The organism is Nocardiopsis alba DSM 43377 (genome assembly GCF_000341225.1).
Taxonomy (GTDB): domain Bacteria; phylum Actinomycetota; class Actinomycetes; order Streptosporangiales; family Streptosporangiaceae; genus Nocardiopsis; species Nocardiopsis alba.
Genome location: NZ_ANAC01000012.1, coordinates 206,489 through 231,194, shown reverse-complemented (window position 1 = coordinate 231,194; position 24,706 = coordinate 206,489). Strand labels below are relative to the sequence as shown.

Genomic DNA, 24,706 nt, shown 5'->3' with positions numbered 1-24,706 from the left:
GATCATGGGCTCTTCTCCGAGGTGGGGAAAGGGACGCGAGCCAACGTATCGACCATCGAATGCCCGTTTTGTCAGGGGACCGGTACTTTGATCCCCTTACAAGAGCTTCACCTTGATATTGTAGATTCGTACCGATTCGAAAGAAGGCGGTGGCGCCCGGGGGCACGGGACACCACCGCGGTCTCGAAGGGGCTCAGAAGTCCGAGCCCGCGAACCACTCCCTCGCCCGGTCCAGAACCGGGGCCGGCACCTGGTGTCCCCCGGGATGCTCCTCCCGACGCACCGAGGCCCCTCTGCCCCGCAACTGCTCGGCCAGCAGCCTCCCCTGGTCCACCGTGGTGATCGGATCGGCCGTCCCATTGCCCAGGAACACCCGGGTCCCCGACAGATCGACCGGGTCGGGCTCACGACCCTGCAACGGGGCCCCGGCCGCGAGCAGCACCGCCCCCGCGACCAGCCCCGGGTGGAGCAGGAGCAGCCCCGCGCCCGTGTTGGCCCCGTTGGAGAAACCGCTCACCACGATCCGCTTCGGGTCCAGGTCATAGGCCCTGACGGCGGCCTCGACGAACCCGGCCAGCTCGGCGGTGCGCGCGATCAGGTCCTCGACGTCGAAGACGCCCTCACGCAGCCGACGGAACCAACGGTTCATCCCGTTCTCGTCGACCCTGCCGCGCGGCGAGAGCAGGGCCGCGCCGGGCGCCAGAGCCCGCCCCAAGGGCAACAGGTCGTACTCGTCGGCGCCCGTGCCGTGGAGCAGCAGCAGAGTCGGCGCGTCCGGACGGGTCGCCGGTTCGAAGACGTGGACGAAGTCCTCCACCGCGCTCATCCGCCCACCCGCACGTTCGGCAGGTTCGCGGCGATCCGCTCGTGGTCGGGCTCCAGCCACGGCGGCAGCTTGAGCGAACGCCCCAGCTCCAGCAGCGGCTCGTCGTAGTCGAACCCGGGGCCGTCGGTGGCGATCTCCAACAGGACGCCTCCGGGCTCACGGAAGTAGATCGAGGTGAAGTAGGTACGGTCGCGGATCTCGGTGACCCCCACCCCGTCCTCGGCCAGGCTGCGGCGCCAGGCGTCCTGCACGGGGGTGTCGGGGGCCCGGTAGGCCACGTGGTGGACCGTACCGGCCGCGACCACGCCACGTTCGGCCGAGGGGTCGCCGACCACGTCCACGATCGTGCCCACGCCCTGGCCGGACTCGTCGGTCCGAAAACGCATCCGGCCACCGCCCTCGCTCTCCAGACGGAAGCCCAGCGTGTCGCCGAGCATCGCGGCGGTGCCGTCCAGGTCCTGCTCGGTGAGGGTGACCGCGCGGATACCGCGGATCGCGTGCTCGGCCGGGACCCCTCCCCCGTCCCAGGGGTCGGTGTCGTGGAAGTCGGCGGAGGCGGCCAGTTCGATGAGCAGACCGTCGGGGTCGCGCAGGGCGAGCACGTCCTCCTGACCTCGTTCGGCCGGGCGCGTGGTCGGCACGTTCAGCGACGCCAGGTGGTCGGCCCACCAGCCCAGGGAACCCTCGGGCACGGAGAAGGTCGTGGTGGTCGCCTGACCGGCGCCGATCTTACCCTTGGGCGCGTCGGGCCAGGGGAAGAAGGTCATGATCGTGCCGGGGTTGCCCGCGCGGTCGCCGTAGTAGAAGTGGTAGGTCTGCGGGGCGTCGAAGTTCACCGTGCGCTTGACCATGCGCATGCCCAGCGCGTTGAGGTAGAAGTCGGCGTTGGCCTGGGGATCGCTCGCGATCGCCGTCACGTGGTGGATCCCCGAGGGGCGCACATCCATGTCCTCGTCCTTTCCTCGCCGTGCGTATCGACACCAATATGTTGAATCTTAAACTACTTCCTGGAAAAATCTCCCTGGTCTCGACCATGAAACGATCACCCCTCCCCGAAGCGCTCTCCTTCCCCACGTGAAAACCTCACCACGAGGCACCCCGCCTCACCCCGTCCGCCACTCCGGGAGAAGACCATGACCAGCCCCGCCCCCGACGCCTACTACGTCCGCGCCGGCGAGGGCCGCTACCGCCCCACCGAGCACACCGGAGGCGCCTGGAACGACGCCGAGCAGCACTTCAGCCCCCTGGGCGGCCTGATCGCCCACGTCATCGAGGCCCACGCCGACCGACGTGAGCTCCAGATCTCCCGGATCGGCTTCGACATCCTGGGCCGTCTCCCCCGTGAGGAGTGCGAGATCGAGGTGGAGGTCCTACGGCCGGGGCGCACCATCGAACTGGTCGAGGCCCGGACCCGGATCGGGGACCGTACCGTCGTACGGGCCAGGGCCTGGCTGCTGATCTCCGGGGACACCGAGGCCGTCGCCGGGACCACCGCCGACCCCCTCCCCGATCCCGAGGGGCTCGAAACCGCCGACATCTCCTCGCTGTGGCCCGGCGGCTACATCTCCTCCATCGACGTGCGCCCGGTCGGGACCCCCACGCCCGGGCGCGGCACGGCGTGGATCGGGACCGGGCTGGAGCTGGTCCAGGGCGAGAAGGTCGGCCCCGTCGCCTCCTACGTCGCACTGGTGGACACCGCCAACGGCATCGCGGTCCGCGAGTCGCCCCGCGAGTGGATGTTCCCCAACGTGGATCTGACGGTGCACCTGTACCGACGCCCGGAGGGGCCCTGGGTGGGGCTGGACACCTCGGTGGCCTTCGGTCCGACCGGCCTGGGGCTGACCGCCTCGGTGCTGCACGACCGCCGGGGGGAGCTGGGGCGCGCCGAGCAGAGCCTCACCGTCCGCCCGCTCTAGCCACGAGACCCCCAAATCGTCACTCTCCGTAGAGGAAAGTGGCCGATCTCCACGGGCGGGCAACTACTCTCCGTGAGAAATGTGGACTCAGGGCTGGGCCGGGGTGGGCAGGCGACGCAGGCGCAGGGCCACGAGTCCGGCCAGGACCGTCAGCGTCAAGGCCAGGACCACGGTGCCGTTCCAGCCCACCGCGTCGTAGACCACCCCGCCCAGCCAGCCGAAGAGACCGGCGCCCAGGTAGTAGGCGAGCGTGTAGACCGCCGCCGCCTGGGCCCGCCCGGTGACGGCGTGGAAACCCACCCAGGCCGAGGCGGTGGCATGGGCGGAGAAGAAGGCGAAGGTCAACAGCAACAGGGCCAGGAACAGCAGCGGCAGCGAGGTCGTGAACAGCCCGCCGATCCCCACGAGCAGCAGCAGGGTGGCCAGGGTGAGCACCCGGTAGCGGCCCCAGCGCAGGGTGGCCGATCCGGCCACGGCCGACCCCACCATCCCGGCCGTGTAGGACAGGAACAACAACGAGGCCATCGCCTGGGACAGGCCGAAGGGCTCGTCCGTCAACCGGAAGCCGAGCACGTTGTACACGGCCATGAAGGCGCCCATCAGCAGCAGCGCCTGGGCGTACATGGGCAGCAGCCCACGGGTGGTGGCCGCCGCGCGCAGCCGCCGACCCAGGCTCAGGGGCCCGGGGTCGCCCGCGGCGCGAGGCGCGGGGGCGGTCCTCGACGAGCGGGGCAGGACCAGCACGAACACGGCCAGGGAGACCAGACCCAGCAGGGTGTTGGCGGCCACACCCCACTGCCAGCCGCCCAGGTCGGCGGCGAAACCGGCCAGGAGGCGCCCTCCCATACCGCCCAGGGGGTTGCCCGCGATGTAGAGGCCGGTGGCCTTGGGGGCGTCGGCGGGGTGGATCTCCTCGGCCAGGTAGGCGACGGCCGCGGCCGAGACCCCGCCCAGGGCGGCCCCTTGAAGGGTGCGCAGCAGCAGGAGCGTCCACAGTTCGGCGGAGAAGGGCGCCGCGAAGCCCAGCAGGGTGGCCAGGAGGAGGGAGATCGCGATGACGCGCGCGCGGCCGACCCGGTCGGCGATCCCGCTCCAGATCAGGGTGAACCCGGCCAGTCCGCCGGTGGCCAGGGAGACGGTGAGCGCGGCCTGCCCGGCGGAGGTGTCGAAGCCCTCGGCGATGGCGGGCAGGATCGGCTGGACCGCCCAGAGTTGGGCGAAGGTGGCCACCGCGGCGGCCACCAGGGCGATGACCGTGCGCCGGTAGGCGGCGGTCCCCGCGCGGGGGCGCGGGTCGTGGGTCTCGGAGGGCACGCTGGTCACGGTCATGTGTCAACGCTAGAAAGCGCCTTTTCATACGTCCAATGCATGGTTTCACGTTGTTGCATACTGAAATGTATGGATAGTCCTGATGTGGAGGCGCTGACCCGGGTGCTCGCGCCTCGCCTGCGGATGATCTCCGAGGTCGCCCGCACCGAGCACGTCACGCACGCGGCCGCCGCCCTGGACACGCCCCAACCCACGTTGAGCAGGGCTTTGGCCCGACTCCAGGACGAGTTGGGGATGGCCCTGGTCGAGCGCACCGGGCGCGGGATCCGGCTCACCCGGGCCGGACGCGTGCTCCTGCCCCACGTGGAGCGGGCCCTGGACGATCTGAGCCGGGGAGTGGCCGAACTCACCGGGACCGAGGAGGGGCGCGTCGCCCTCACCTTCCTGCCGACGCTGGGGGTGGAGGTGGTCCCGACTCTTCTGGGCGGGTTCCGTTCGCTGTATCCGGGTGTGCGCTTCACCCTGACCCAGGAGGCCTGGGCCGAGTCCCTCCAGCGGTTGTCGGCCGGGGGCGCGGATCTGGCGTTGACCTCTCCCCTGCCCACGGGCCGGGGGTTGGCCTCGCAGGTCCTGCACACCCAGCATCTGCGTCTGGTGCTTCCCGAACACCACCCGCTGGCCCGTCGGGGGTCGCTCTCCCCGGCCTCGGTGGTGGACGAGTTCATCCTGCTCAAACCGGGGCGCGGGGTGCGGCATCTGACCGATCGCCTCAACGACCAGGTCGGCTTCACCCCCAAGGTGGCCTTCGAGGCCGACGACATCGCCACCGCCCGCGGTCTGGTCGCGGCGGGGTTGGGGGTGTCGATCCTGCCCGCGCGCCCCAGGGGGCCGCTGAAGGGCACGGTGGAGGTGCCCATCGTCGGAGGGCCGGCCGAGCGTCCCGTCGGCGTGGTGTGGCATCGGGAGGGCTCTGGAGGCGGGTACGAGCCGCCGGCCGTGGCGCTCTTTCGCGATTACGTGTGCCGGGTGGGGCCTCGGGTCATCCCCGACCTGACCGGTTGAGCCCGGGGGCGTGGAGGGTCGCCTTCACGTCATTCCGACATGAAGATTTCTTCAATTCAACATATGGTGGTGGCCGAACCAGTCGCGTCCTACCGAGGTCCACCGTGCATCGACCCCTGTACCAGGCCAAGGCGGAGTTCTTCCGCATGCTCGGCCACCCCGTCCGCATCCGTGTCCTGGAGCTGCTCCAGGACGGCCCCAAGGCCGTCCGCGACCTCCTGGCCGACGTGGACGTGGAACCCTCCAACCTCTCCCAGCAACTGTCCGTCCTGCGCCGTTCGGGCATCGTCACCTCACGCCGGGAGGGGTCCACCGTCGTCTACGAACTGGCCGGCGCCGACGTCGCCGACCTGCTGCGCGCCGCCCGACGCATCCTCACCGAACTGAGCACCGGGCGTGAGGAGCTCCTCTCCGAACTGCGCGAGGACTGACATGACGACGACCTCCTCCACCCGAACGGGCCGGGGAGCGTGGGGGCGCGTGCGCGCGCTGCTACCGCGCGCCTCGGATCTGACCGCGATGCGCCGCTCCCCCGGCCGTGACCTCCTGGCCGGCGTCACCGTGGCGATCGTCGCGTTGCCGTTGGCGCTGGGCTTCGGTATCTCCTCCGGTCTGGGCGCCCAGGCCGGGCTGGTCACCGCGATCGTCGCCGGGTTCCTGGCGGCGGTGTTCGGCGGCTCCAACCTCCAGGTCTCGGGGCCCACCGGGGCGATGACGGTGGTGTTGGTGCCCATCGTCGCCCTGCACGGCCCCTCCGGCGTGCTCATGGTCGGCGTGATGGCGGGGCTGATCCTGATCGTCCTGGCCTGGGCCCGGGGCGGCCGGTACATGCGCTACGTGCCCGCTCCGGTGATCGAGGGCTTCACCCTGGGCATCGCCGCCGTGATCGCCCTGCAACAGGCGCCGTTCGTGTTGGGTCTGCCTCAACCGGAGGGGCACGACGTGCTCGTGGGCGCGGTCTCCCTGGTCCGCGACTTCGCGGCGGCCCCGGATTGGACCCCGCCGCTGATCGCCCTGGGTGTGGCCGCCGTGATGCTGATCGGCGCCCGGATGTACCCGGCGGTGCCCTTCTCCCTGGTGGCGGTGGTCGCCGCCACCCTCCTGATCCAACTGTCCCCGCTGTCGGCCCCCACCATCGGGGCGTTGCCCGCGAGCCTGCCCGCCCCGTCGTCGTCCTTCCTGGATCCGGCGGCCCTGGGGCCGTTGATGGGGGCGGCGTTCGCGGTCGCCGCCCTGGCCGCGTTGGAGTCGTTGTTGTCGGCCACCGTCGCCGACGGGATGCGTTCGGACGAGCGCCACGACCCCGACCGTGAGCTGTTCGGTCAGGGTGTGGCCAACCTGGTCGCCCCGGTCTTCGGCGGGGTGCCCGCCACCGCCGCGATCGCGCGGACCGCGGTGAACGTGCGCTCGGGGGCCCGAAGCCGGCTGGCCGCCATCACCCACGCCCTGGTGCTGGCCCTGGTGGTCCTGGTGGCCGCCCCCCTGGTGGGGCTGGTGCCCTTGGCCGCCCTGGGCGGGGTGCTGCTGGCCACGGCCGTGCGCATGGTGGAGATCTCCTCGCTGCGCTCGATGATGCGTTTCACCCGTGGTGACGCGGCGGTCCTGGTGTTGACCGCGGTGGCGACCGTGGCCCTGGATCTGGTGATGGCGGTGTTGGCGGGGATGGCGGTCACCGCGGTCCTGGCGTTGCGGGCGGTCTCGCGTGACGCGCGTGTGGAGCGGGTCGAGTTGACCGAGGACCTTCCCGAGGGGCACGAGGCTCGGGAGCCGGACCTGGTGGACGAGCGTGTCGTGGCCTATCGACTCGACGGTCCCCTGTTCTTCGCCGCCGCCCACCGGTTCCCGTTGGAGCCCGCCGAGGGCTCCGACGTGGCGGTGGTGATCCTGCGCATGTCGCGGGTGAGCGCGGTGGACGCCACCGGCGCCCGGGTGTTGGGCGAGGCGGTCGAGAGGCTCGGGCGGCGGGGCATCGTCGTGCTGATGTCGGGGATCCGGGAAAAGCACCGTCGCGCGTTGAACGCGCTGGAGGTGGTGGCCGGGCTCCAAGAACGAGGCCGGGTGTTCGAGAACACGTCCGAGGCGATCGGGTACGCCCGTGCGCTCCTGCGCGAGCGCGACGCCCTGGACGGGGTGGAGGGGACGGCGACGGTCTGACCCTCGTGCGCGGAGAACACGGAGTGCGCAAGACCTCGGGCACGCTACGGTGGTGCGCGGTGTTCGGGGTCCGGGTCAGGACGGGACCCGGACTCCGAACACCACACGATGCCCCATACTCGTTCAGCGGTTGTCGAAATGTCAACATTCGAACATCCATGTGGTACCGAGACCCGGGAGACGCCTCACCCGTACCGGTGTACGACGTACACTTTTGCGTCGTGGCACACGATGACGGCAAGAACAGCGGAATGCGCAGAGTCCGCAGGCGAGGGTTGGCCCACGAGGCCGCCGACCACATCCGCGAATCCATCTTCGACGGACGGGCCGCCCCGGGTTCCGCGCTGCGCGAGGTCGAACTCGCCGCGTCCCTGGACGTGAGCCGCGGGTCGGTGCGTGAAGGGCTGGCGATCCTCGAACGCGAAGGGCTGGTCCGCAGCGAGTGGCATCGCGGCGCCCGCGTCATCGAACTCAGCCCGAGCGACGTCAACGAGGTCTACACGGTGCGCGCGGCCCTGGAACGCCTGGCCACCATCAGCGCCGCGGCCCGCATGAACGCCGCCCGGCTGGCCGACCTGGAATCCCTGGTGCAGGCCATGGGACGGGCCCTGGAGGGCGACGCCGACGGCTCCACACTGCTCGCGTTGGACATGGCCTTCCACGACCGGATCTACGAGACCGCCGCCAACGGCCGACTCACCGACGCCTGGCACGGGGTGCGCTCTCAGGTCCGTCTCTTCCAGCTCATCCGGATAGAGCGTGATCAGGTCGACTACCGTGACCGGCTGGTCCCCGAACACCACGACCTTCTCCGGTTGATGAGCCGCGGCCCCAGCGAGGAGTTGGCCCGCGCCGCCGAGGAGCACGTGGACTCGGCCCGGCGCACCCTGGTCCACCTGCTGGAGCGGGACCCCGACCACCCGCGCTCCTGAGGGAGACCACGGAGACACCACGGGGGCGGTGGGCCGATCGGCCCACCGCCCCCGACGTTCCCGAAGGTCTCAGCCCCAGAAACCGAAGCTGTACAGCAGTCCGTTGGTCGCCGCGATGGTGCCCAGGGCCAGCACCGCCCCCGTCACGAACGAGGTCCGTAGCGAGCGCACCAGGTACTCCAGCGCCACCAGGTTGTTGAGGATGAAGTAGCCGAGCATGGTGGCGTGCCCGAAGGAGTCCAGGCTCCACGGTTCGAAGTAGTACGCCGCGCCGGTCCACACGTCGGTCTCGGTGGTGAACCACGACCAGGCCAGGGCCGCGCCGTAGCCCAGCGGGATCTGGATCAGCGGGATGATCAGCAGCGGCAGCAGCTTGACGAAGCTCCACAGGCTCGGCCGATCGGCCCGTCGGGCCTCCGACTGGGCCCTGCGCGCCGCCTCCTGCTCGGCGCGCACCCGTTCACGGTGCGCACGTTCGGCCTCCTGCCGACGGCGCTGTTCCTCCTGCTGTTCCCGGGCCCGGCGCTGTTCCTGCTCCTGACGGCGCTGCTGCTCCATCTGCCGCCGGTAGCGCTCCTCCTCCGCGCGGCGCGGGTCCTGCGTGCCGCGGGAACCGCCGTACAGGTCGGCGTAGGGATCGTCTCCCCCGGCCTGATCGAACCGTCGGGTGGAACCACCGTAGGGGTCGGCCGAGGCGGGGCCTCCCGCGCCGGGGAAGCGTTGCGTGGCCTGATCGCCCTGCTGCTGGTACTGCTGAGTCGGTTGGTATTGCTGAGTCGGTTGGTACCCCTGACCGGCGGTGGCCGGGTTCTCCCCGTTCTGCGGCATCATCCGGGTCGACTGATCGTCGCCCAGTGCCCCCGCCGCCGCGGCGCCCGCGACGGCTCCGGCGGCCCCGCCCAGAGCCGCGGCGCCGCCCGCCCCCAGCACCTCGGTGCGCTGGTGGCCACCGGTCGCGCCGGGGTCCATGGCCGACGTCGCCAAGGCCTTGTTGACCTTGGCCACCTGCTCCTGGACGCCCATCATCACGGCCGGAGGCAGCCAGGAGGACCCGGCGTGCACGTCGCCCAGGTAGTCCAGGATCTCCCCCGGCCCCGGACGGCCCCGGGCGTCCTTGGACAGACAGGCCGCCACCAGATGGCGCAGCGACTCGGGCACCCCCGACAGATCGGGTTCACGGCTGATGATCCGCATCACCATCGTGGGCATGTTGCCCTCGCCGAACGGTCCGCCGCCCGAGGCGGCGAAGGCCAGCACCGCGCCGTAGGCGAACAGGTCACTGGCGGGGGTGAGGTCCTCGCCCTGGACCTGTTCGGGGCTCATGAAGCCGGGGGTGCCGATCACCGACTGCGTCGCCGCCGTACCGTCGGTGGCGCGGGCGATCCCGAAGTCGATCACGCGGGGGCCGTCCTCGGCCAGCAGCACGTTGCCCGGCTTCAGGTCACGGTGGATCAGCCCCACCCGGTGGATCTCCACCAGCGCCTCGGCCAGACCCGCGGCCAGCACGCGCACCGTCGCCTCAGGCAGCGGGCCGTGGGCCTGCACGGCCTCGTCCAACGGCAGGGAGGGGACGTAGGAGGTCACCAGCCAGGGCACCTCGTCGTCGGGTCCCGCGTCGATCACGGGCGCGGTGAAGGCGCCGCTGACCTGACGCGCGGCGGTCACCTCGCGGGCGAAGCGCTCACGGAAGGAGCGGTCCGCGGCCATGTGCGGGTGGATGCGTTTGATCGCGACCGCGCGGCCGCCGGCCGAACGGCCGAAGAACACCTGACCCATCCCACCGGCGCCCAGGCGCCCGATCAGCCGGTATCGGCCGATGCGCTCCGGATCGGTGCTCTCTAGCGGCCCCAACGTCCTCAACCTCCGGCTCTGCGGCGTCTTCCTACCGAACGGGGCCCCAGTCTAGGGCGTACCGCCCCCCTCCGAACCACCGTCGCCCACTGTGATCCCGGCCGTGTCCCCGCCCGGTGACGGCCGCGACCGCGCGGCGGTGGCCGGCGCTCGTCCCGGCCCCTCGTCCGCGTTCCGGAGGCCCCGCCCCTGGCCGCTTACGGCCGTTCCCGGGAAAGCGCACCCCCGCCGGGCCCGGCGGGGCTAGGGTCGGGGCACATCGAGAGGACGGAGCACACCTTCGATGGGGATCCTCGACACCCTTCGCACCGACACCCGACTCCGCGCCGCGCACGGCCTGTCCTGGCTGGTCGCCCAGAGCGGTGACCATCCCAGCCGTCTGCTGCACCATCCCTGGCGCGCCAACCCCTATCCGACCTATAGACGGCTGCGCTCTCGTGGAGACCTCACCCCCAGCCGACTGCCCTTCCACGCGGCCGCCACCCGGGCCGCCGTCGATCAGGTGCTGCGCGGGCGCGACTTCGGTGTCCGACCGCCGGCCGACGTCGAGGTCCCCGGGCAGTTCGACCTTCTGGACCTGTCCTTCCTCCAGCGGGACCCGCCCGAGCACGGTCGGTTGCGTTCCCTGGCCCGCCCCGCCTTCTCCCCCAGACGGATGGCCGACTACCGGACGTTGATCGAGGACGTCGCCGAGGGGTTGCTGGACCGGGCCCTGGAGCGCGACGGTTTCGACCTGATGCGGGACTTCGCCCAGCCGCTGCCCATCGCCGTCATCAGCGGGCTGCTGGGCGTGCCCGAGCACGAGCGGGCCGACTTCGACCGGATCGGCGCCGTCATCGGGGCCTCCTTGGACGGGGCCCGTTCGGCGCGGCACCTCCAGGAGATCCGGGAGGCCGCCGCCGAGTTGGACGTCCTGCTCGAACGGCTGGTGGCCGAACGCCGTGCCCGCCCGGGAACGGACGTGCTCTCCACCCTGGTCGCCCACACCGACGAGGGCGGGCTGACCGCCACCGAGCTGAGCGCGATGTTCCGACTGCTGCTGGTCGCCGGGTTCGAGACCACGGTCAACCTCATCGGTAACGGGACGATGGCGCTCCTGCGGCACCGTGACACCTGGGAGCGTCTGGTCGAGGAGCCGGATCTGGTCGACAACACCGTGGAGGAGATCCTGCGCTATGACTCCCCCGTCCAGCTGACCGGACGGTGGGCCCACCGGGACACCGAGATCCAGGGCGTGCCGGTGGCCGCCGGGCAGCAGGTGATGTGTCTCATCGGGTCCGCCAACCGCGACCCTCGGCACTTCACCGACCCCGACCGGTTCGACATCACCCGGGTGAACGCGGGCGAGCACCTCTCCTTCTCCGGCGGGGTCCACTACTGTCTGGGCGCTCCACTGGCCCGGTTGGAGGGGCGCGTGGCCCTGCGGGTCCTGAGCCGACGCGCCCCGGGGCTGCGTCCCACCGCGATGCCCACTCGACGTGACACCCTGACCGTGCGGGGGCTGTCCCGATTCCCGGTCGCCCCGGGGCGTTAGGGAGGAACGGGTGACGGTCAGGCGGAGCACCCCGCTCGTGGTGGGAGGGGTGGGCGTGGGTCTCGTCGTCATCGTCGCGGTACTGGCACTGGTGCTTCCCCGGGCGGAGGGAGGACCCGACCCGGGAGAGCTGCCCGCGCTGGCGGCCTCCCGGGGGATCGAGCTGGGCGTCGCCGTGGCGGTGGACCCGCTCCGGGACGACCCGGCCTACCGTGACCTGGTCGCCGATCACTACACCTCCGTGACGGCGGAGAACACCATGAAGTGGGAGCACGTCCAGCCCGAGCGGGGCCGTTTCGACTGGAGCGGCCCCGACACCGTGGTCGACTTCGCGGTGGAGAACGGTCTGGACGTGCGCGGCCACACCCTGCTCTGGCACAACCAGCAGCCCGCGTGGCTCTCGGAGGGGTCCTACGACGCCGACGGGCTGCGCGCGATCATGCGCGAGCACATGGAGGCGCTCCTGGGCCGTTATCAGGGCCGGGTCTCCTCCTGGGACGTGATCAACGAACCCTTCGTGGACGACGGGCCCGAGCTGCGCGGAAACCTGTGGCTCGACACCCTGGGCGAGGACTACATCGCCCAGGCCCTGACGATGGCCCACGAGGTGGATCCCGAGGCCGAGCTGTACATCAACGAGTTCAACGTCGAGGGTCCGGGGCCCAAGGCCGACGCCCTGTACGTGCTCGCCTCCGACCTTCTGGAGCGGGGCGTGCCCCTGCACGGCGTGGGCCTTCAAGGGCACTTCGTGCACGGCACGGTCCCCGACGACCTGGCCCGGAACATGGCCCGCTTCTCCGACCTGGGGTTGGACGTGGAGATCAGCGAGCTGGACGTGCGCATCCCCGAGCCCGTCACCGAGGCGGCCGTGGCCGAGCAGGGCGAGGAGTACCGTCGTGTCGTGGAGGCCTGCCTGGAGGTCGAGCGCTGTTCGGGCGTCACCGTCTGGGGTGTCACCGACGCCCATTCCTGGATCCCCGAATGGTTCCCCGGCCATGACGCCGCCCTGCCCTTCGACCCCTCCTACCGGCCCAAACCGGCCTTGAACGGAATGGCCGAGGCCCTGGGACGCCGACGTCGTCCCTCCTGACCCCCGCCCGCGCATCCACCACGAGGAAGACCTCTTGGACGAGATCACCCCCCGCCCCGTCACCGTGCCCGCCGGTCTGGTGGAGAGCCTCACCGGGTTCTTCGGGGCGGACTGGGTACGTTCGCTCCCCTTGCTGGCGGCCCGCAGGATCGACCGATGGGAGCTGACCGTGACCGGAGCCCCCATGCACGGCGCCATCGCGCTGGTCCTTCCGGTCCGCCGTCCCGACGGCACCGATGCCGTGCTCAAGCTCCAGCCGCTCGACGAGGAGACGGCGGGTGAGCCGATCGCGCTGCGGGCGTGGGACGGCGACGGCGCGGTCCGGCTGCTGGACCACGATCCCGAGGACGGGTCGCTGCTGTTGGAGGCCCTGGATTCCGGACGCGATCTCGACGGCCTCCCGCTGGAGTCGGCGTTGGAGGAGATCGGTGCCCTGCTGGCGAGGCTCTCCGCCCATCCGGCTCCCCCGGGGCTGCGCGATCTGGGGGAGGTCACACGCGACATCGTCGTCCAGGGGCGCCGGCGGCTGAGGGAGATCGAACCCGAGGGACGCCCGACGTTCGCGGCGTGGATCACCCTCGCCGACGAACTGGCCGACGAGGCCGGTGACCGTCTGATCCACTGGGACCTGCACTACGACAACGTGCTGTCCCCTCGCCCGGGCGAGGAGGATCCCCGTCGGGGCGCGTGGTTGGCCATCGACCCCAAGCCGCTGGCCGGCGACCCCTGCTTCGATCTCCTGCCCGCGCTGCGCAACCGATGGGAGGAGGCCGAGAGGAGCGGCGATCCGGTCGGCGCGGTGCGGCGCCGGTTCGACGTCCTCACGGCGGCCGCCGGCCTGGATCGTGACCGTGCCCGCGCCTGGACCCGGGTGCGGATGCTCCAGGACTGTCTGTGGATGGACGAGGGGCGGCACCGGATCCCCCGAAGGTACGCCGCCGTCGAAAGCGCCCTGGAAAGTCGTTAGGCGACCTGTCCGGTGGCCGGGAGCGGGCTTCGACGGTGTTCGGTGGGGGTCACCCCGCGTACGCGTTTGAAGGCGGCGCTGAGCGCGAAGGCGGTGGAGTAACCGACCCCTCGGGCGATGGCGTCCACGGTCTCGTCGGTGCCGCGCAGTCGTTCCGCGGCCAGGTCGACCCGCCACTCCGCCAGATAGGTCATCGGCGGGGTGCCGACCAGGGCGGTGAAGTGGCGGGCCAGGGAGGCGCGCGAGACCCCGCAGTGGTCGGCCAGGGAGGCCACGGTCCAGGGGTGGGCGGGCCGGTTGTGCATCAGGCGCAGGGCCCGGCCCACGATCGGATCGGCCATGGCCGTGTACCAGGCGGGCGGACGGACGCCGGGTGAGGTGAACCAGACGCGCAGGCGGGAGATCAGGGCCAGGTCCAGGAGGCGGTCCAGGACCAGTTGTTGGCCGGGGGCCGGGCAGTCGATCTCCTCCTGGATGAGGGCGCCCAGGCCGTCGTGGCAGTGGTCGGCGGGGACCATCAGGACCGGGGGCAGGGCCGAGAGCAGGCGCCGGTTGAGGTCTCCGGCCACCTCGTAGGAGCCGCTGAGGAGGAGGTCGGGGGCGTCCGTGGAGGTTCCGTAGGTGCGCAACCCCAGGTCGGCCTCCTCGGTCAGGGGCGCGCCGTCCGGACCCAGGCACCGGCTCCCGTCCAGGACGACGCAGCTGGTGGGGGCGTCGGCGGGGTGGGCGATGGTGTGGGGGCCGGGCGAGCGCAGGATGGCGGTGTCGCCGGTGGCCAGCTCGAGGGGCGTGCCCTCTTCGGGGACGATCCAGGCCCGTCCGCGCACCATGGTGACCAGGGTCAGCGGTGAGTCGTGGGCGAAGCGGACCCCCCAGGGCGGGTTCATGATCGATTTGCTGAACAGGGCCCCTCGGGCCCGGACCCCGTCCAGGAGGTCGGAGAGTACGTCCATCCCTCGATCGTAGACGTTCGAATATCGCCTTGAGCTCATGAACCATGGATCGTCTCAATCGGAGCCGGTTGACTCTGTCCCATGACACAGAACAAGGAACAGCGACCGATCCTGGTGACCGCCGCGACGGGCATGACGGGAAGCCGTGTGGTCGCCGGACTGCGCGCACGTGGACACGAGGTGCGGGCGGCCTCGCGCTCCTCCGAATGGCGCTTCGACTGGAACGACACCGACACCTGGGACCGGGTACTGGAGGGTGCCGGCGCGGTGTACCTGGTCCAGAGCGACGAGAACCCCAGGGTGCCGGAGTTCGCGAAGCGTGTGAAGGCACTGGGCGTGGGACGGGTGGTCCTGCTGTCGGCCCGGGGGATCGACGAGCCCGACTACTTCGAGGACGTGACGGAGACCCCCTCGCACCTGAGGGCGGAGGAGGCGGTGAAGGCCGGCGGAACGGAGTGGACGATCCTGCGGCCGGGCTGGTTCGCGCAGAACTTCGACGAGGGTCTGCTGGCGGACGGGGTCCGCTCCGGTGTGCTGCGGTTGCCCACCGCGGAGGGCGCGGTCACCTGGATCGACGCCGAGGACATCGCCGACGTGGCCGTGGCCGCCCTGACCGGGGAGGGTCACCACGGGCGGACCTATGAGCTGGGAGGCCCCCGGGCCTCGACCCTGGCCGAGGTGGTCGGTGAGATCTCCGCGGCCCTGGGCCGCGAGGTGCGCTACGAGCCGGTGTCGGTGGAGGAGTACGTCGAGGGGCTCACGAAGGAGGGCTGGTCCGAGGCCGGCGCCCGCGAGATGGTCGTGGCTCTCTCGGCCATCCGGCGCGGCCGGGAGGCCCGGATCTCCTCCGGTGTCCGGGAGGCGCTGGGGCGCGGTCCCCGTGACTTCTCCGAGTACGTCGCCCGGACCTTCCGACGGGACGGGGACGACTCATGACCTCCAGGAACGCCGCCACCTCGGGGGTGTGGAAGGCGTAGGCCATGAGTAAGGGGTGGTGCCCGAGGAGCGGGGTCTCGGGCACCACCCCTCAGTCGTCCGCCGGGCTCGAGGTCCGTGCCGGTTCCTCCTGGAGCGCGAACCGGCTGAGGGCCCCGGAGGCCAGGCCGGCGGCGGCCAGGGACATCAGGGCCACCGGCAGGGACGCGACGGTGGCGATCGCCCCGACGACCAGTGGGCCACCGGCGTCGCCGATCTCCCGACCGAGTTCGGCGTTGCCCATCGTGCGGCCCATCCGTTCCTCGGGGGTGACGTCGGCCAGGTGGGCGAAGGCCAGCGGGGTGACCACGCCGAGCATGAGGCCTATGGTCACGGCGCAGACGAACAGCGTGACGGCGTTGGGGAACAGGGCGAGGAGGATCAGTCCGGCGGCGGCGAGGGCGAGACCGGCCGGACCGCCGGCCCGGGTGGTGATCCGGCGTTCGTCGCGCATCCGTCCGATGAGCGGCTGGAGGAGGGTCGAGACGAGCGCGAGCAGCGCGACGGCGCCGGCCCCGACCATCGGGTTCAGACCGAACCGGGTGGCCAGCAGGGGAAGGAAGCCGACGGCGACGCCGAGGATCGCGGTGGTGGTGGCGAGCAGCAGGGTGGGTACCAGGAAACCGCGTTCGGTGGTCTGCCGGACCAGGTCGGCGACGGTGTACCGGGGGCGGGGCACGACCGGCAGTGCGGGGACGGAGGCCAGGACCCAGACCGCGGCGACGGCGGCCAGGAGCGCCAGCGCCAGGTAGAGGGCCTCGATGCCCCACACGTAGGCCAGCCCCACTCCGATGATCGGACCCAGGACGTAGCCGAGGCTCTTCCAGGCGCCGTAGCGGCCGAAGGAACGTCCCAGGCGTTCCTTGCCGGCCAGCCGCGCGACGGCGGCCGAGGAGGCCGGTGAGAAGGCGGAGGCCGCCGCGCCCTGGCCCAGGCGGGCGAGGGCCAGCACGAGCGGGGTCGGCGCGAGGAGGGCGAGCAGGGAGGCCGCGGAGAAGGCCGCCAGTCCGCCGACGATGACGGGCCGGGCCCCGATCCGGTCGCTGAGCGCCCCGAAGATCGGTTTGAGGATCACCTCGGCCACGTCGTACAGGGCCAGGACCAGCCCGAGCTTGAGCAGCGACAGGCCCAGGTCGGCGCTCTCCACCCCGAGGACCCCGGCGACGCCGTGGGCGCCGAAGGCGGTGGTGAAGCCGGCGAGGTACAGGGGCGCGACCGAACGCGCCGACGAAGAATATGTCACGACTACGAATGTAACACCTGTTACTCCACGCCGCTCGTTCGGTGGCCGCTCCCCTTACCGAAGAGGCGCCCCCGGCCGAGGGCATGCCCCGGCCACCGCCCCGATATCCGGTGTTACGGTCGATCCCGTGACGGACGATGCGATGCCGTGGGCCCTCGCGGTGGTACAGGTACCGGCCAGACCCTCCCGACACCGGGTCGCGGTCTGGCGTGAGCTACGGCGCGCCGGCGCCGTGCCCGTGTCCCAGGGCACCTGGGCGCTGCCGGCGACGGAGGCCTTCCGTGAGGCCGTGGACCGCGCCGCCGAACTGGCCGCGGCCGGCGAGGGCCGGGTCCTGGTCTACGACGTCGAACCGCGCGACACCGCGGCCCGCGCGTTCCTGGTGGACGCCTTCACCGAGGCGCGCGTCGACGAGTGGCGCGAGTTCCTGGCCGACTGCGGCGAGTTCGAGGACGAGATCGCCAAGGAGATCGGCAAGGAGAAGTTCACCTTCGCCGAACTCGAAGAGGAGGAGCAGAGCCTGGACCGGCTGCGCCGCTGGTTCCGCGACCTGAAGCGGCGCGACGTCCTCGCCCTGCCCGAGGCCCGGACCGCCGCCGAGCGACTGCGCGTCTGCTCGGAGACGCTGGACGACTACGCCGAGCGCGTCTACTCAGCCATGCGCGGCGACACGGTCGACGGCCCCGCCTAGAAGGGCTCCGGAACGGGGGCTCGCACCGCCCCTCGACCGCGCTTCTCCGACTCCCGCGTCGAGCCCCCGAGAACGAGGAAATTCTTCGGGCACGGCACACTCTTCCCTGTTTCGATACCACACGCGCCAGTGCACTTCGACACACCGAAATAACGAGACAGGAAATTTTTCCTGTGATAGATTTCGAGAAGTTGCAGTAGTGGCCCGATGGATTTTCAACTCTTCGGCGATCACCGCGGTGACGGAAAATCGTCATCCGCGGTTTTCTTCATGCTCCGAACGAGAGGCGCTCCTATGGCGACCGGCAAGGTCAAGTGGTTCAACGCGGACAAGGGCTTCGGCTTCATCGAGCAGGACGGCGGCGGCCCCGATGTCTTCGCCCACTACTCGAACATCCAGGCCACCGGCTACCGCGAGCTGGCCGACGGCCAGGCCGTGCAGTTCGACGCCGTCGCCGGACCCAAGGGCCCCCAGGCCGAGAACATCACCCTGATCTAGGGAGCCCCGGCTCCTCCAGCGGTGGGGTCCGCCCTCCGGGCGTCGCACCCCACCGCTTTCTCTTTTCCGTCGATTTCTCAGCCGTGATTCTCCGACCGGCATCGACGGTCATCGCGCCCCGGAATTCTTCACCCCGGCGCGGTCATCCGATCAATTCATCCGGCGTACCCGGTTCCCCCTGCGAGGCCAGAAGGCCCCCCGGCGAACACCGCCGGCGAAAGGCCATATATGAGTCATCCCTCCCGCACCGGCACAAGCCGCGGTCGTCACTCCCAGGGGTACGGCCGGCAACGTCCTCAGGGCGGTCGGCGTCCTCGCTTCGACGGGCGCTCCCGGGCCGGGGGCAACGCCTTCGGAGAGTTCGCTCTTCCGGTCACCGTCACCCCCGCGCTCCCACCGGTGACCTCCTTCGAGGCGCTGGACATGCCCGCGCCGCTGAAGCGGACCCTGGCCCGCCAGGGCCTGACCGTCCCGTCCGAGATCCAGGCGGCGACCCTGCCCAACTCCCTGGCCGGGCGCGACGTGCTCGGCCGCAGTCGGACCGGTTCGGGTAAGACCCTGGCCTTCGGCCTGGCCCTGCTCGCCCGGCTCGAAGGGCGTGCCGTCGAACCCCGCCGTCCCTTGGCCGTGGTGCTCGCGCCCACCCGTGAACTGGCCGGACAGGTCGCGGATTCGCTGGAGCCCTACGCCCGTTCGGTGGGTGCGCGCACGGTCACCGTCGTCGGCGGTATGCCCATCCACCGTCAGGCCCGCGCCCTTCAGCGAGGTGTCCACCTGGTCGTGGCCACCCCCGGGCGTCTGCGCGACCTGATGGAGCGGGGCGACTGCGTCCTGGACCGGGTGGAGTCGGCGGTCCTGGACGAGGCCGACCAGATGACCGACATGGGGTTCATGCCCCAGGTCACCGCGATCCTCCAAGAGGTCCCGGCCGACGGTCGGCGCATGCTGTTCTCGGCGACCCTGGATCGTAACGTCGACACGCTGGTCCGTCGTTTCCTGAACGACCCGGTGGTCCACTCGGTCGACGCCTCCGAGGGCGCGGTCTCCACCATGGAGCACCACGTCATGCACGTGTCGCTCATGGACAAGCAGGACATCGCCACCCGGATCGCGGCCCGTGACGGTCGGGTGATCATGTTCCTCGACACCAAGCGCGCCGTGGACCGTATGGCCGATCACCTGCTGGCCAACGGGGTCCTCGCCGCGCCTTTGCACGGTGGCCGGAGTCAGCCGCAACGGAACCGCACCCTCGACCAGTTCAAGCGAGGGGACGTCACGGCCCTGATCGCCACCAACGTGGCGGCCCGCGGCATCCACGTGGACGGATTGGACCTGGTCGTCAACATCGACCCGCCCACCGACCACAAGGACTACCTGCACCGGGGCGGACGCACGGCCAGGGCGGGAGAGTCCGGCAGCGTGGTCACGCTCGTACTACAGAACCAGCGACGGGACATGACCCGGTTGATGAGCCGGGCCCGGATCGAGCCGCATACCGTGCGGGTGAACGCCGAGGATCCGGAACTGACCAGGGTGACCGGGGCCCGTGAGCCCTCGGGGGTGCCGGTCTCGGTGCCCACCGCGGCGCCCCGCGCGCCACGCCGTGCCCCCTCCTCGCGCGGACCGCGACGACGACCGCGCCGCTGAGACGGGATGACACGCGGGGTCGGAAGTGCTCCGGCCCCGCCTAGAAGCGATCCGGGACGGATCACCGCCGGCCCCGCCCGCTCACGCCTCCCGAAGGTCCTCGCCCCAGGGGTCGGCCGCCATCACCGCCTGCTCTCCGGCGCGCGCGTGATGGCGCATCGCCGCCTCCGCACCGAAGCCGTCCTTGTCGATGACGCGGTCGAGCACGATCCGGTGCTCGTCCAAAGCGCTCTCGAACGCCCTCGGGCGTCGTGAGGGGCCGGCCGCCAGACGGTGGTAGGCCAGCTGGTCGGTCAGCCGTCGATGCCGGTGGACCAGGCTCGTGTTGTCCGCGCCGAGCACCACCAGGTCGTGGAACTCGTGGGTCAGCCGCGCGCAGGTGTCCAGGTCCCCCTCGGCCAGGGCCCGGCGGGCGCGCGAGAGGTTCTCCTCCAGCCGGTCGACCTCGACGACCCTCCCCCGCCCGGCGAGCAGGCGCGCGCCCAAGCCCTCCAGCACCTCCTTGATCTGGAACAGCTCGACGACCTCGCGCCGGGAGAGCCCTCGCACGAAGGTGCCCACCCTCGGTCGAATCTCCACCAGCCCATCGACCTGGAGCTGCTTGAGGGCCTCACGGACGGGGGTGCGGCTGGCTCCGTAGGCCTCGGCCAGGGCCACCTCCGACAGGGCGTCGCCCGGAGCGTGGAGACCGCCGGTGATCGCCCGACGCAGCTGCTCGACGACGCGCTCCTGGGTGCCCAGGGGGAACTCGGCGGGCTTGCGCACGCCCACCTCCTCACTCTCTTGCATGGCACAGAACATAGGAAAGTCGGCTTTCTAACGTCAAACAACACGAAACCCGGAGCGACACAACCCCTTTCGCCTGGGATTTCTCCCACAGAGTCTTATTTTGACGGTGCCCGAACGGGAAACTAAGCTCGCCTGCCATGCAAGAAACCCTGTACCTACGTCCTCCTCCGGCCGGACCCGACCACCGTCGACGGTGGTTCGGATGAACGCCTCCGCCCGAACCGGGAACGCCACCCGGTCCGGGAAGGGTCTCGGGAGTGTCTTCTGGACCTCCCTGGCGATCTCCCTCGTCTTCGTGGCCTGGGGTGTGATCGCCCCCACCCACCAGATGTCGGTGATGAGCGTCGCACTGGACCACATCACCCGCGGTTTCGGGTGGGCCTACCTGCTGCTGCCGCTGATCCTGCTGGCCTTCCTGCTCTTCCTCGCCTTCAGTCGCTTCGGGCGGATCCGCCTGGGCTCCGACGACGACCGTCCGGAGTTCGCCACCCACACCTGGATCGCGATGATCCTGTGCGCGGTCATGGGCATCGGCCTGGTCTCCTACGGCATCGCCGAACCCGTCTCCCACATGTGGGAACCGCCCCACGGCCTCGCCGAACCGGGCACACCGCAGGCCGCCGTGGTGGCCATGCAGTACTCGTTCTACGACTGGGGCCTGCACGCCTGGGCGATCTTCGCCGTCTTCGGCCTGGCCATCGGCTACTCGATGCACCGTAAGAAGCGCCCCGGCCTGGTCAGCGCCCTCTTCCGGCCGCTCCTGGGCCGTCACGCCGACGGCCCGGCGGGCAAGGCCATCGACGTCTTCACGGTCTTCGCGACCCTGTTCGGCACCACGACCTCACTGGGTCTGGGCGCGCTCCAGATCGACAACGGGCTGAACCGCCTCCTGGGGACCCCGACCGGCACCACGACCCAGGTCGTGATCGTCGTCGCGGTGACGGTCCTGTTCAGCCTGTCCGCGGCCTCCGGCATCAAGCGCGGCATCCGCTACACCAGCGAGGTCAACCTCTCCATCGCCTCGGTGCTGTTCCTGTTCGTCCTCCTCCTGGGGCCGACCTCGTTCCTGGTCTCGCTCTTCCTGGAGTCGGTGGGCCTGTACGCGAACGACTTCCTCGTGATGAGTCTGCGCGGTCCGGCGTTCGGGGACATCGGCTGGATGCAGGGCTGGACCTACTTCATGATGGCCTGGTGGGTCTCCTGGGGCGCGTTCGTCGGGATCTTCCTGGCCCGCATCTCCCGAGGCCGCACCATCCGCCAGTTCGTGCTGGTCGTCCTGGTCATGCCCAGCGCGGCGTTCTTCACCTGGTTCGCGGTCTTCGGCGGCGCCGCCATCGACCTCGACATGAACCACGGCACCGATATCGCCGGAGCCACCGCGGCCGACATCAACAGCGCCTTCTTCGCGACCCTCGCGGAGTTCCCGCTGCCGACGGTGACCACCGCTCTGGTGGTCGTCCTGGCGGTGCTGTTCTTCGTCTCGGGCGCCGACGCCAACACGTACGTGCTCGGCATGATCACCACGCACGGCGCCGTCAAGCCGCGCACCCCGATCCTGCTCCTGTGGGGTGCGATGACCGGGGTCCTGGCGGTGATCCTGCTGCTCTCCGGCGGTCTGGCCGCCCTCCAACAAACGGTCATCGTCGCCTCGGCACCGTTCCTGGTCGTCATCGTGGGAGTGGTCGTGGCCTTCTGGCGCGACCTGCGTTCCGACCCCGCAGTCGCCGGGGGGTCGGAGGCCGCCCCGGTGGTCGAGGAGGAGCCGGAACCGGTCCACTGATCGAAGCGCCGTAACGGCGGCGCGGACGTGTCGTGCGCACGAGGGCGCGGGGGTTCCTCCCCCACGCCCTCGTCGTTCACTCGGCGACGATGATGCCGAGCGAGGCCAGGATCATGCCCGACTGCGTCGGGGAGATGGTGGCCCCGCGCAGGTGGCCCGCCTGGTCCAAGGGCAGCTCGCCCAGGTCCGCGCCGCGCAGGTCGGCGCCGGTGAACCGGGCGTTGATCAGGTTGGCGCCGCGCAGCCGCGACTCCACCCATACCGTCTCCCGCAGGTCGGCGGAGGCAAGGTCGGCCTCGTCCATGCGCAGCCCCTCCAGGGTCCGACCGCGCAGGACCAGCCCCTTGCAGCGCGCCAGCATCAGGTTGCACTGGGAGAAGCTATAGCCGATCCCCCGCAGCGAGGTGAGGCCCGCGCCGGTCATCCGGCAGCCGGAGAAGACGGTGTCGGTGAGCAGGGCGCCCTGCCAGCGGGTGTTGGCCAGGTCCATCCGCTCGAAGCGGGTGTCGGTGCACTCGGAGTGCGCGAAGGAGGCCCCGGAGGCGCTGCCGCCGGTGAACACCGCGCCCTCCAGTTCGGCTCGGTCCAGGCGCGCCCCGTCCAACCGGCAGTCGATCAGCCGGGCGTCCACCAGGGCGGCGTCGCGCAGATCGGCTCCGCTCAGGTCGCAGCGGGTCAGGACACGGGGCCGTCCCGGGTCGCGGGACAGGGCCTCGCGCAGATCGAGGTCGGACAGGTCGGCGTCGGTGGTCTCGGCTGTGGCGAGAGGATCGGTGCTCACGCACCGGACCCTAGCGGCCCCCTCGGACGAAAGCGGCTCAGTCCCGGAGTTTGAGGGCCAGGAACAGATCGACGCGGTGTTCGAGGCTGCTCAGGTCACGTCCGGTGAGCTCCTCCACCCTGCCGATGCGGTAGCGCAGGGTGTTGACGTGCACGTGCATCGCGGCGGCGCAGCGCTGCCAGGAACCCGAGTGGGCCAGGAACCGTTCCAGGGTCTCGACCAGGTCCGAACGGTGGTCCCGGTCGTAGGCGATCAGCGGGCCCAGGAGACGTTCCCGGTAGGAGGTCTGCACCTCCTCGGGGACCGAGGCCAACAGCAGTTCGTGGGAGTCGATCTCGGCCCCGGCGATGACACGGGAGCGTCCGCCGCGCAGCTCGGCCAGCCGACGGGCGTGCCGGGCCTCCACCGCCGCGCCGCGCAGTTCGGTGATGCCGCGCGCCGCCGAGCTCAACCCGACGACCAGCCGGTAGTCGAGCAGGCCGGCGTCCAGGACGTGGGCGCGGTGGACCAGCTCGTTGCGGATCTCCTCGCCCCGTCGCCGGATGTCGTGGTCTCCGCCCTCCACGGGGATGATCGCCAGGGCGTCGTTGTCGCCGGTGACCACCGCGGCGGGGTGGTCGGCGACCAGCTCGGCCAGCACCCGGCGGGACAGATCGGGGACCCTGGGGTCGGGCAGCATGACGGCGCTGACCACCACGTGCGCGCGGTCCTCGGGCACGGAGCCGCCCTCGGCCCCGCGCATCAGCTCGGCGACCTCGTCGAAGCGCTGGGCGGCGAGCAGGCGGGGCAGTCCCTCCAGGTGGCGGGCGGTGGTCAGGGCCCGCTCCTCGGCCCGGCTGCGGGCCAGGACCCCGATGGAGACGAGTTCGGCGACCGTCTCGTGCTCCTCCTCGCTCCAGTCCCGGTGGTCTCCGGAGACCACCATCCACCAGCCTGCCAGCGAGTGCGTCTCCCTGGCCCGCACCGGCAGGACCGTGATCGCGCGCCCGTTCTCGCCCTCGTCGGGGAAGCGCAGGGTGCGCGGGAAGGCGGACCAGGTGAGCGCCTGGGCGGCCAACCGTTCGCGGTCCTCGACGGGGAGGGGCCCACTGGAGGAGGCGATGTGCCGGCCGCCGGAGGAGATCACCCAGGCCTCGAGACCGGCCTGGGTGGCCGCCGAGGAGAAGGCGCTCGGGAAGTCGGCGCCGGAGGCGACCTCGGCCATGAGACGACGGTGCCGGTCGCGGGTCTCGGCGATGGTGGTGAAGCGGCGCTGGGTGAGGGAGCGCAGCACCTCCTCGGTGACCGCGCCGAAGGAGGTCTCGGTGGGGATCTCGATGAGCGGGATGTCGTGGGCGCGGCAGGCCTCGATCAGGTCCGGGGGGATCTCGCCCAGCGCCCGACCGGCGCCCACGGCCAGCGAGCCGGCGGAGACGATCGAGGAGACGAAGGTCTCGGAGTCCTCCGGTCGGGTATGCCACATCATGCCGGTCAGCACGAGCTCCCCGCCGCGGAGGTAGCGCGCGGGTTCGAGCAGGTCAGTGGTGTAGGCCCACCGGATGTCACGGCGGGCGTGCTCCTCTCCCGACAAAAACCGCAGGCGCAGTCCCTTGACGGCGAGGAGTTCACTGATCTGCATGGACTTCCTTCACGTTCGGGTGGGCGTGTCCCACCGGTGATGCCTACGTGTCGGGACACAGTGTGTCCCACGATGGGGGTGGTGAACAGCGGAGTAACGGTCACACGATGCTCTCATCGTCACCACTTGG

General features: G+C 71.0%; 22 protein-coding genes. 13 read left to right on the top strand and 9 right to left on the bottom strand.

What is annotated here, in order from left to right; genetic code table 11:
- Positions 1–193: 193 nt before the first annotated feature.
- Positions 194–826, bottom strand: a complete 633-nt coding sequence (locus D451_RS0113400) for an alpha/beta hydrolase (RefSeq protein WP_017534795.1) — start codon at positions 824–826, stop codon at positions 194–196.
- On the bottom strand, positions 823–1,773 hold the full coding sequence (locus D451_RS0113395; RefSeq protein WP_014909071.1) for a ring-cleaving dioxygenase: 951 nt from the start codon (positions 1,771–1,773) through the stop codon (positions 823–825). Before D451_RS0113395 ends, D451_RS0113400 begins: the two co-directional genes overlap by 4 nt.
- A gap of 186 nt (positions 1,774–1,959) precedes the next feature.
- Between D451_RS0113395 and D451_RS0113390 the strand changes: the two genes are divergently transcribed.
- Positions 1,960–2,742, top strand: a complete 783-nt coding sequence (locus tag D451_RS0113390) for a thioesterase family protein (RefSeq protein ID WP_017534794.1) — start codon at positions 1,960–1,962, stop codon at positions 2,740–2,742.
- Between the two features lie 87 nt (positions 2,743–2,829).
- On the opposite strand, the gene D451_RS0113385 is transcribed toward D451_RS0113390, so the two are convergent.
- A complete protein-coding gene (locus tag D451_RS0113385; RefSeq protein WP_014912261.1) occupies positions 2,830–4,071 on the bottom strand; it encodes an MFS transporter in 1,242 nt (413 codons plus the stop codon).
- Between the two features lie 69 nt (positions 4,072–4,140).
- Here D451_RS0113385 and D451_RS0113380 point away from each other — a divergent pair, with 69 nt between their 5' ends.
- From D451_RS0113380 to D451_RS0113365, 4 genes are all read left to right on the top strand, one after another.
- Positions 4,141–5,073 (top strand): LysR family transcriptional regulator, encoded by a 933-nt coding sequence (locus D451_RS0113380; RefSeq protein WP_036568089.1) that lies wholly within the window; start codon positions 4,141–4,143, stop codon positions 5,071–5,073.
- 104 nt (positions 5,074–5,177) lie between these two features.
- Positions 5,178–5,504, top strand: a complete 327-nt coding sequence (locus tag D451_RS0113375; protein ID WP_014908436.1) for an ArsR/SmtB family transcription factor — start codon at positions 5,178–5,180, stop codon at positions 5,502–5,504.
- A 1-nt stretch (position 5,505) separates the two neighbouring features.
- Positions 5,506–7,227, top strand: coding sequence for a SulP family inorganic anion transporter (locus D451_RS0113370; protein WP_017534793.1), 1,722 nt, complete (start codon positions 5,506–5,508; stop codon positions 7,225–7,227).
- 221 nt (positions 7,228–7,448) lie between these two features.
- The gene (locus D451_RS0113365; protein ID WP_234305752.1) at positions 7,449–8,159 is read left to right on the top strand and encodes a GntR family transcriptional regulator; all 711 of its coding nucleotides are present in this window, start codon (positions 7,449–7,451) and stop codon (positions 8,157–8,159) included.
- Positions 8,160–8,228: 69 nt separating this feature from the next.
- Here the strand turns inward: D451_RS0113365 and D451_RS0113360 are convergent, their stop codons facing one another.
- Positions 8,229–10,010 (bottom strand): serine/threonine protein kinase, encoded by a 1,782-nt coding sequence (locus tag D451_RS0113360; protein WP_026125042.1) that lies wholly within the window; start codon positions 10,008–10,010, stop codon positions 8,229–8,231.
- A gap of 283 nt (positions 10,011–10,293) precedes the next feature.
- Here D451_RS0113360 and D451_RS0113355 point away from each other — a divergent pair, with 283 nt between their 5' ends.
- From D451_RS0113355 to D451_RS0113345, 3 genes are read left to right on the top strand one after another with little or no spacing between them, the layout of a single operon-like run.
- On the top strand, positions 10,294–11,544 hold the full coding sequence (locus D451_RS0113355; protein WP_017534791.1) for a cytochrome P450: 1,251 nt from the start codon (positions 10,294–10,296) through the stop codon (positions 11,542–11,544).
- Between the two features lie 10 nt (positions 11,545–11,554).
- Positions 11,555–12,634 (top strand): endo-1,4-beta-xylanase, encoded by a 1,080-nt coding sequence (locus D451_RS0113350; RefSeq protein WP_017534790.1) that lies wholly within the window; start codon positions 11,555–11,557, stop codon positions 12,632–12,634.
- A gap of 34 nt (positions 12,635–12,668) precedes the next feature.
- The gene (locus tag D451_RS0113345; protein WP_014910341.1) at positions 12,669–13,601 is read left to right on the top strand and encodes an aminoglycoside phosphotransferase family protein; all 933 of its coding nucleotides are present in this window, start codon (positions 12,669–12,671) and stop codon (positions 13,599–13,601) included.
- Here the strand turns inward: D451_RS0113345 and D451_RS0113340 are convergent.
- The gene (locus D451_RS0113340) at positions 13,598–14,554 is read right to left on the bottom strand and encodes an AraC family transcriptional regulator (protein WP_017534789.1); all 957 of its coding nucleotides are present in this window, start codon (positions 14,552–14,554) and stop codon (positions 13,598–13,600) included. The two genes, D451_RS0113345 and D451_RS0113340, sit on opposite strands and share 4 nt — an antisense overlap.
- Before the next feature lie 81 nt (positions 14,555–14,635).
- Here D451_RS0113340 and D451_RS0113335 point away from each other — a divergent pair, with 81 nt between their 5' ends.
- Positions 14,636–15,490: an NAD(P)H-binding protein gene (locus D451_RS0113335; protein WP_017534788.1), complete on the top strand. Its 855-nt coding sequence runs from the start codon at positions 14,636–14,638 to the stop codon at positions 15,488–15,490.
- Between the two features lie 91 nt (positions 15,491–15,581).
- Here D451_RS0113335 and D451_RS0113330 read toward each other — a convergent pair whose 3' ends face one another.
- Positions 15,582–16,772 carry an MFS transporter gene (locus tag D451_RS0113330; protein WP_014912545.1) on the bottom strand — a complete coding sequence of 397 codons (1,191 nt, stop codon included), beginning with the start codon at positions 16,770–16,772 and terminating at the stop codon, positions 15,582–15,584.
- A gap of 127 nt (positions 16,773–16,899) precedes the next feature.
- Between D451_RS0113330 and D451_RS0113325 the strand changes: the two genes are divergently transcribed.
- The 3 genes from D451_RS0113325 to D451_RS0113315 all read left to right on the top strand — a co-directional run bounded on the left by D451_RS0113325 (position 16,900) and on the right by D451_RS0113315 (position 19,608).
- Positions 16,900–17,463 carry a Chromate resistance protein ChrB gene (locus D451_RS0113325; RefSeq protein WP_026125041.1) on the top strand — a complete coding sequence of 188 codons (564 nt, stop codon included), beginning with the start codon at positions 16,900–16,902 and terminating at the stop codon, positions 17,461–17,463.
- Positions 17,464–17,757: 294 nt separating this feature from the next.
- Positions 17,758–17,961 (top strand): cold-shock protein, encoded by a 204-nt coding sequence (locus tag D451_RS0113320; RefSeq protein WP_014913247.1) that lies wholly within the window; start codon positions 17,758–17,760, stop codon positions 17,959–17,961.
- A gap of 228 nt (positions 17,962–18,189) precedes the next feature.
- Complete coding sequence (locus D451_RS0113315) at positions 18,190–19,608, top strand: DEAD/DEAH box helicase (RefSeq protein WP_014912658.1); 1,419 nt, start codon at positions 18,190–18,192, stop codon at positions 19,606–19,608.
- Between the two features lie 81 nt (positions 19,609–19,689).
- On the opposite strand, the gene D451_RS0113310 is transcribed toward D451_RS0113315, so the two are convergent.
- Positions 19,690–20,397 (bottom strand): GntR family transcriptional regulator, encoded by a 708-nt coding sequence (locus tag D451_RS0113310; protein ID WP_241463328.1) that lies wholly within the window; start codon positions 20,395–20,397, stop codon positions 19,690–19,692.
- 202 nt (positions 20,398–20,599) lie between these two features.
- Between D451_RS0113310 and D451_RS0113305 the strand changes: the two genes are divergently transcribed.
- Positions 20,600–22,177: a BCCT family transporter gene (locus D451_RS0113305; protein ID WP_014911033.1), complete on the top strand. Its 1,578-nt coding sequence runs from the start codon at positions 20,600–20,602 to the stop codon at positions 22,175–22,177.
- A gap of 76 nt (positions 22,178–22,253) precedes the next feature.
- Here the strand turns inward: D451_RS0113305 and D451_RS0113300 are convergent, their stop codons facing one another.
- Positions 22,254–22,958 carry a pentapeptide repeat-containing protein gene (locus D451_RS0113300; RefSeq protein ID WP_017534786.1) on the bottom strand — a complete coding sequence of 235 codons (705 nt, stop codon included), beginning with the start codon at positions 22,956–22,958 and terminating at the stop codon, positions 22,254–22,256.
- A 37-nt stretch (positions 22,959–22,995) separates the two neighbouring features.
- Positions 22,996–24,576: a PucR family transcriptional regulator gene (locus D451_RS0113295; RefSeq protein WP_017534785.1), complete on the bottom strand. Its 1,581-nt coding sequence runs from the start codon at positions 24,574–24,576 to the stop codon at positions 22,996–22,998.
- Between the last annotated feature and the right edge of the window lie 130 nt (positions 24,577–24,706).

Coding starts and splice junctions, on each gene's coding strand:
- D451_RS0113400 (WP_017534795.1), bottom strand. CDS start 826: ATGAGCGCGGTGGAGGACTTCGTCCACGTCTTCGAACCGGCGACCCGT.
- D451_RS0113395 (WP_014909071.1), bottom strand. CDS start 1,773: ATGGATGTGCGCCCCTCGGGGATCCACCACGTGACGGCGATCGCGAGC.
- D451_RS0113390 (WP_017534794.1), top strand. CDS start 1,960: ATGACCAGCCCCGCCCCCGACGCCTACTACGTCCGCGCCGGCGAGGGC.
- D451_RS0113385 (WP_014912261.1), bottom strand. CDS start 4,071: ATGACCGTGACCAGCGTGCCCTCCGAGACCCACGACCCGCGCCCCCGC.
- D451_RS0113380 (WP_036568089.1), top strand. CDS start 4,141: ATGGATAGTCCTGATGTGGAGGCGCTGACCCGGGTGCTCGCGCCTCGC.
- D451_RS0113370 (WP_017534793.1), top strand. CDS start 5,506: ATGACGACGACCTCCTCCACCCGAACGGGCCGGGGAGCGTGGGGGCGC.
- D451_RS0113355 (WP_017534791.1), top strand. CDS start 10,294: ATGGGGATCCTCGACACCCTTCGCACCGACACCCGACTCCGCGCCGCG.
- D451_RS0113340 (WP_017534789.1), bottom strand. CDS start 14,554: ATGGACGTACTCTCCGACCTCCTGGACGGGGTCCGGGCCCGAGGGGCC.
- D451_RS0113335 (WP_017534788.1), top strand. CDS start 14,636: ATGACACAGAACAAGGAACAGCGACCGATCCTGGTGACCGCCGCGACG.
- D451_RS0113320 (WP_014913247.1), top strand. CDS start 17,758: ATGGCGACCGGCAAGGTCAAGTGGTTCAACGCGGACAAGGGCTTCGGC.
- D451_RS0113315 (WP_014912658.1), top strand. CDS start 18,190: ATGAGTCATCCCTCCCGCACCGGCACAAGCCGCGGTCGTCACTCCCAG.
- D451_RS0113310 (WP_241463328.1), bottom strand. CDS start 20,397: ATGCAAGAGAGTGAGGAGGTGGGCGTGCGCAAGCCCGCCGAGTTCCCC.
- D451_RS0113305 (WP_014911033.1), top strand. CDS start 20,600: ATGAACGCCTCCGCCCGAACCGGGAACGCCACCCGGTCCGGGAAGGGT.
- D451_RS0113295 (WP_017534785.1), bottom strand. CDS start 24,576: ATGCAGATCAGTGAACTCCTCGCCGTCAAGGGACTGCGCCTGCGGTTT.